5 protein-coding genes and 3 pseudogenes are annotated in these 5658 nt (G+C 39.0%); 4 read left to right on the forward strand and 4 right to left on the reverse strand.

What is annotated here, in order from left to right; genetic code table 11:
* Positions 1 to 182, forward strand: a pseudogene (locus tag AAA939_RS15075) (IS30 family transposase); the annotation flags it as partial.
* Positions 183 to 197: 15 nt separating this feature from the next.
* Positions 198 to 356, forward strand: a pseudogene (locus tag AAA939_RS15080) (type II toxin-antitoxin system YafQ family toxin); the annotation flags it as partial.
* Between the two features lie 575 nt (positions 357 to 931).
* Here AAA939_RS15080 and AAA939_RS15085 read toward each other — a convergent pair.
* Complete coding sequence (locus AAA939_RS15085; protein ID WP_046811108.1) at positions 932 to 1612, reverse strand: ABC transporter ATP-binding protein; 681 nt, start codon at positions 1610 to 1612, stop codon at positions 932 to 934.
* A gap of 4 nt (positions 1613 to 1616) precedes the next feature.
* Positions 1617 to 2669: an ABC transporter permease gene (locus AAA939_RS15090; RefSeq protein ID WP_046811107.1), complete on the reverse strand. Its 1053-nt coding sequence runs from the start codon at positions 2667 to 2669 to the stop codon at positions 1617 to 1619.
* 125 nt (positions 2670 to 2794) lie between these two features.
* On the opposite strand from AAA939_RS15090, the gene AAA939_RS15095 reads away from it, so the two are divergent.
* Together AAA939_RS15095 and AAA939_RS15100 are read left to right on the forward strand one after the other, a co-directional pair.
* Positions 2795 to 3864 (forward strand): IS3 family transposase gene (locus AAA939_RS15095; protein ID WP_112278733.1). Its coding sequence is split into 2 segments (ribosomal slippage): positions 2795 to 3023 and positions 3023 to 3864, totalling 1071 coding nucleotides; the frame shifts between segments, so codons are not numbered across the junction.
* Between the two features lie 239 nt (positions 3865 to 4103).
* Positions 4104 to 4679, forward strand: coding sequence for a hypothetical protein (locus AAA939_RS15100; RefSeq protein WP_035457754.1), 576 nt, complete (start codon positions 4104 to 4106; stop codon positions 4677 to 4679).
* 461 nt (positions 4680 to 5140) lie between these two features.
* On the opposite strand, the gene AAA939_RS15105 is transcribed toward AAA939_RS15100, so the two are convergent.
* Both AAA939_RS15105 and AAA939_RS15110 read right to left on the reverse strand, forming a co-directional pair.
* Positions 5141 to 5356 (reverse strand): CsbD family protein, encoded by a 216-nt coding sequence (locus AAA939_RS15105; protein WP_125702122.1) that lies wholly within the window; start codon positions 5354 to 5356, stop codon positions 5141 to 5143.
* Positions 5357 to 5476: 120 nt separating this feature from the next.
* Positions 5477 to 5658 (reverse strand): annotated as a pseudogene (locus AAA939_RS15110) (IS30 family transposase); the annotation flags it as partial.

Genomic DNA, 5658 nt, shown 5'->3' on the forward strand with positions numbered 1-5658 from the left:
GTAATGAACGCTTTAATCGGAATTTACGTTATTTTTATCCTAAGGGGACTCGTTTTGAGCACATTAGTGCTCAAGATTTAACGACGACGTTACTCCAAATTAACCAGCGACCGCTTAAAATACTCGATTGGCAAACACCGTATCAGGTTATGCTGACAAATTTGTCCAAAAATTCGGATTAAATTTGCAATCTACCATTAAAAGGAAATTGGCGTGGCTATCGTGAATTTCACCCTGCCAGATATGGCAACTATGGTAAAAATTATGACAACTGGATTGTTATTTATCAGCTAGATCATGATGAATTGATTTTGTTATTGGTTGCAACTGGCTCCCATGAAATCTTGAATCAATAGCTATAGTTTAGGGGCACTTATAAAAAAATAAATTAAAATAGCCCCCAATATCTATAATGTAGATATTGGGGGCTATTTTAACAACGTTTTTGAGGGGTTATTTGTGCCTTTTAATCGCCCCTATAAAACAGCCCCCGTTATCTAGTGGATAGATAATAGGGGCTGTTTTTTTGTTTAATGGTATTATAGGTACTATATTAGTATGAATATATTGGAGAAATAACATGTATAAAAACATCAAATAAATCGTCAGCGGATTGGGCGCTTTTATAATTGCCCAATGGCTCTATCATACTCTGTCACAATATCCAAACATCAATATTTGGCTGGCTAGACTGCTTCCTATTCTTATCATTTTTATTGTGTTCTTTTCTCTGCAATGGATAATCAACACATTTGAAAAGTAACCTTATAAATTTTAGTTATTATATTGGGCTGAAACCCTTGCTACAAGCGGACTAGCAAAAATGCAAGCTCGACAAAAACATAACTAAATAATCTATTGCTCTTATGATGATATTTTACCAAACGAGAAAAACTAGTCCGGAATATCAGCATAAGAGCAAGTGTGTTAATCAGTCCGTATTAGATAGTTTTCCGTCGACAATTTTGTAGACATTATCAGAAAACTCTCGCAGACGATCATCGTGCGTGACGATGACGACTGCTTTTTCCTCGTCATGCGCAATATTAGCAAAAAGTTGGCCAACTTCTTTGACACGTGCCGTATCTAATGCTGCCGTAGGTTCATCGGCTAGGATGATCGCCGGGTCTGTATACAACGCACGGGCAATTGCAACGCGCTGTTGTTGACCGCCAGACAATTCGCCAGGGTATTTGTTTAATAATTTTTGAATGCCTAGCGTTTCAATAATTTTGTCAAATCCATCTTGACTGAGGTTATTGTTAGGCTTCACCTGGTCAACAAGTTTGAATTGGTCTGCTACGGTTAAATATGGCACGAGATTGTACGCCTGTAAGACGAAACCGATTTGTTCAAGTCGTGTTTTTTCGGCTTCTTTGGTACTCAAATCACTGATGTCGTGACCATTCAAACGAACTGAGCCGTCTGTTGGTGTCTGTAACCCGCCTAAAATGGTTAGCAAGGTACTTTTACCAGATCCTGAAGGACCAATGATAAGCGACACCTCACCAGCTTTAAACGCTAAACTGACGTCTTCTAGTGCCGTAACTAAATTAGTTTTCTGACCAAATTGTTTCGTCACGTGTTCAAGGGCTAGTTTTTCTTCACGCATCTTTTTAACCTCCAATTACTGATACCGGATCAATCTTACTAATCACACGAATCGGAATGATTGCACCCAGTAACCCGGTTACCATCAATCCGGCCGCAATGAGTCCCATCAATCCCCAATCAAATGCCATTGGTACGCTATCTGGAATCCCAAATTCAGTTAATGCCGATAGTACAGCACCAACGACGATACCAGTTGCCATAATAAAGAACGTCTCAAATAACGTATTTTGGGCCAAGAAACGATTTGGAATGCCTTGTGCACGCAAAACTGCCAAGTTAGGCAATTTTTGAACCGTTAGAATGTAGAGGAAGATGGTAATCACAATCAATGAAATGACAATCAGGAAGCCAATCATGAGACCAAACGTCGCTTTTTGCGGTGTATAACCTGGCAATTTATTGATAAAGGCTTGGTATGAATAAGTCTTTAATGCTTTATCATCGACCGATTGTGACGTTTTTGAAGTAACTACGCTACCTTGGAATTGATCTGACACGCCCTTAATGACACGCCATTGCGCTAACGCGCCATAAATAACAGGTGCGGTGTTATACGTGGCATTTTTCGCATAACCCACGATTTTATATTTCGTATCAGATAACCCAATCGAAATTTTATCCCCCATACCGTAAATATCCTTATCAACTGAGTCAGCGAGGACGACTTCGTTAGCTGCCTTTGGCAAGTGCCCCTTGGTTAATTGTAGGTTTTTAGCGATGTACTCGTCGTTATTCATCCCAACGAATTGTGCGGATTCACGTTTTCCGCCAATTTTCATATTAACTGGTGTAATGCCAAGTGTTGCGGTTTTGTCGTCGCTTAACTGATCCACCTGTTTCGTTGTCAGTAATGACTGTCCGGCATTGCCATTAGCGTCTTTGGTCATTACAAAGGACTTAGACTGCCAGCTGTCCACCGCAGCGGTGTTAGCTGTTGCCAGCCCGAGCGCCAGGGCACTTAAAATGAAAATCAAATAACTGATTAAGACGACGACTGTTAGAATCAAGCCGTACCGTAGTTTTTCTTTTTTAATCTCTCTAATTGCTAAAAACATTTGTTCCTCCTGTATTTGTTGCAGTTCAGCAAACTTACTATACACAAGTATACATGCTCTTATGATGAGATTCCGGACTAGTTTTGCTAGTTTGGTAAAATATCATCATAGGAGCATTTTTATTTATGGTTACACGTTATGAAGAGGACTTAAAAAAGTCCATTGTGGAGATGGTTAAAGCGGGACGACGATCCGATGAATTATCCAAGGAATACGGTCCTTCAGCCGATTCAATTCGGAATTGGGTTAAAGGCGCTAAATCAGTTGAGCTAGAAGACGGTACTGAAGTAACGTCCAAAGAATTCAAACAACTTCAAAGGGAAAATCAGCGATTAAAGGAGGAACTTGAAATTTTAAAAGCTGCGGCGGTGTTACTGGGAAAGCATTAGGACGAATTAATTGCCTTGTCTTCATAGAAGATCAGTTATTGCGACACCGCTTATCAATTATTCTTTCGGCACTGAAATTACCGCGCAGCACCTATTACCATTGGAAAAGATATCAACCTAGTCAACACGAACGTGTTGATAATCAGCTCAAAGAAAAAATTGAATTGATTTGGGAAAATAATTATCGTGCCTATGGTTATCCACGAATAACGATGGTGCTTCGCAAGTCAGGCATCTGTGTTGGGTCAAAACGAATTTTACGATTAATGAGGGAAATGGAGATTCACTCTTTAATGAATCGGCGATTTAAAAAACCTGGCACTCATGTGGATCATTCACAACGCCCCAATTTAATCAAGCACCAGCCCAATGCAAGGATATGGCGTGCTGACATTACTTATTTGGAATTACGTCCAGGAACCTGGGTTTATCTCAGTTCTATTTACGAACCAAAGGTTCATCAAGTTCTTGCTTTCAAGATTGGTCGTCAGATGGAGGCGACGTTAGTTGTAGAAACGATTAATCAGGCGCTTGAATGTCATCAAAAGCCACAATATTTTCACTCTGACATGGGTTCACAGTACACCAGCAACGAAGTTGAAACTTTACTTGAACGGCATCAGATTAGCCACTCATACTCAAAACAAGGTTATCCTTATGATAATGGGCCAATTGAAGCTTTTCACTCATTGTTGAAGAGAGAGTTTGCCTTTCAAACAACTTTTTCCAATTTTGAGGACTTGGTAATCCGAACCTCAAATTACATCAGTTGGTTTAATTCCGACAGAATTAGAACGAGTGTTTAGAAAAAGATGTGCCATTTATTGACATAGGAGCAATATTCATACCGGCGCCAATCATTGCACCCAACATATCACGCCGAGAAATAGATGCTTGGGCAAAGATTGCTTGCAAGCGTTTAGACAATTTATCACTAGGACTAGCGTTAGCTAGCATTTCATCAATTGCTTGGTAAAAGGTAGATGATGCAGTATATGTTGCTATATTCACTAGTGACAAAACTAGAGTTGACCAAATCCTTCAATTGATTGGCAACGACAATGTTGAATGTACTGATTATCTTGAAGATAACTTTTTTGCTTGGATGTTTTGGAAATATGATCGAAACAACAGGCAAATTAATTCTGATATTGGATTGCCAGCAATGAATGCGTTCTCGGGAACAATTCAACGAGATGATTTGCAAGATATGATAATTGGTCGCTCACCTAATATTACTGATTTATCAGTCTTAAAGATGCATATCGCCCGACAGTTTCCATTGAGAAGTGTCGGAATGGAGTTAACTGAGCGTGGTAACAAGGTATATTTTAAAGTTGATGTTCATAATCAAATTGTTGTTGATACGAGAAAATCTAAAATGGTTAGCGATGGGATAACTGATACCGTTTTGGTGGAATTAAAAGAATATCCACTAATAGTGTATATCTATAGTTACATTATTCCACTGCTCAATGGCCTGTATGAAAGTGAAGAGCCAGATTTCACAGAACAATTAAATTCCTATAGTAAAGACTTAGCAAAGGAGATTATTCTTGATTTAATTGGAGCAACGGGTATTGATATACAAGAATTTGATAAATTAGCTATGAAGCTTTAGTTGTACTAATTGCAAATGGGACTACGGAAACTTTTAATAGATTTATCGAAAAGTTCAGCTAATCACTGTTTTTTTTGCATATGGTCAGGAGGTGGCGATATCATGATTAATTCATAGTAAATACGGGTATGAGTTTCCGGAGTGGGCACAGGCGGGTGCTCGGCTCGATAAGATGGTGTAAGGATAATAGACGTCGTGCTAAATAGCGTGGCGTTTTTATTTTGCCCAAAATTTGGAGGTGGCCGGCATGGGCCAGATGGTAAATAGCAGATTTGGCCTTGTCAGTCGCACAGAGACACGTTGCTTGGGTGACTTAGAACATCAGCTTAAAGATGGACGGTGGTAACGTAAAAAGCCGCAGCGACCACATAAGCCGCGTATTACAGTGTGGAGAAAAAACAGGGTAACAAGCGTGAAAAAATAAAAGAAGACCAGATTTTGGTCTTCTTAAAAATGATAATTTATTTATCGTCTTTATCTAACTTTTCCTTTACGTTATCAACCGTATCTTTAACAGCATCTTTGGAATCTGACAGTTTATCTTTAGCCTTACCTAGAATACCTTGACCCTTACCTTCAGCTTCGCGGGCCTTGTCGTTCGTAACCTTGCCTTCAACTTCTTTAGCTTTTCCACTTACCTTATCTTTGGTGCTATCAATTTTGTCATCTAGACTCATAATATAACCTCCCATAATGTATTTGTTACAACAGTATTATTCCACATTTTAATTTGCTTGTCTAATAAGGAGATCCTACAAGAGATAGTGTGAATGACACTTATAAGGTAGATTGCAAATTTAATCCGAATTTTTGGACAAATTTGTCAGCATAACCTGATACGGTGTTTGCCAATCGAGTATTTTAAGCGGTCGCTGGTTAATTTGGAGTAACGTCGTCGTTAAATCTTGAGCACTAATGTGCTCAAAACGAGTCCCCTTAGGATAAAAATAACGTAAATTCCGATTAAAGCGTTCATTAC

The sequence above is a fragment of the Lactiplantibacillus paraxiangfangensis genome, from assembly GCF_036246185.1.
Classification (GTDB): domain Bacteria; phylum Bacillota; class Bacilli; order Lactobacillales; family Lactobacillaceae; genus Lactiplantibacillus; species Lactiplantibacillus paraxiangfangensis.

Bases quoted from the DNA above. Each gene is read 5' to 3' on its own strand.
- AAA939_RS15085 (WP_046811108.1), bottom strand. From the start codon at position 1,612: ATGCGTGAAGAAAAACTAGCCCTTGAACACGTGACGAAACAATTTGGT.
- AAA939_RS15090 (WP_046811107.1), bottom strand. From the start codon at position 2,669: ATGTTTTTAGCAATTAGAGAGATTAAAAAAGAAAAACTACGGTACGGC.
- AAA939_RS15105 (WP_125702122.1), bottom strand. From the start codon at position 5,356: ATGAGTCTAGATGACAAAATTGATAGCACCAAAGATAAGGTAAGTGGA.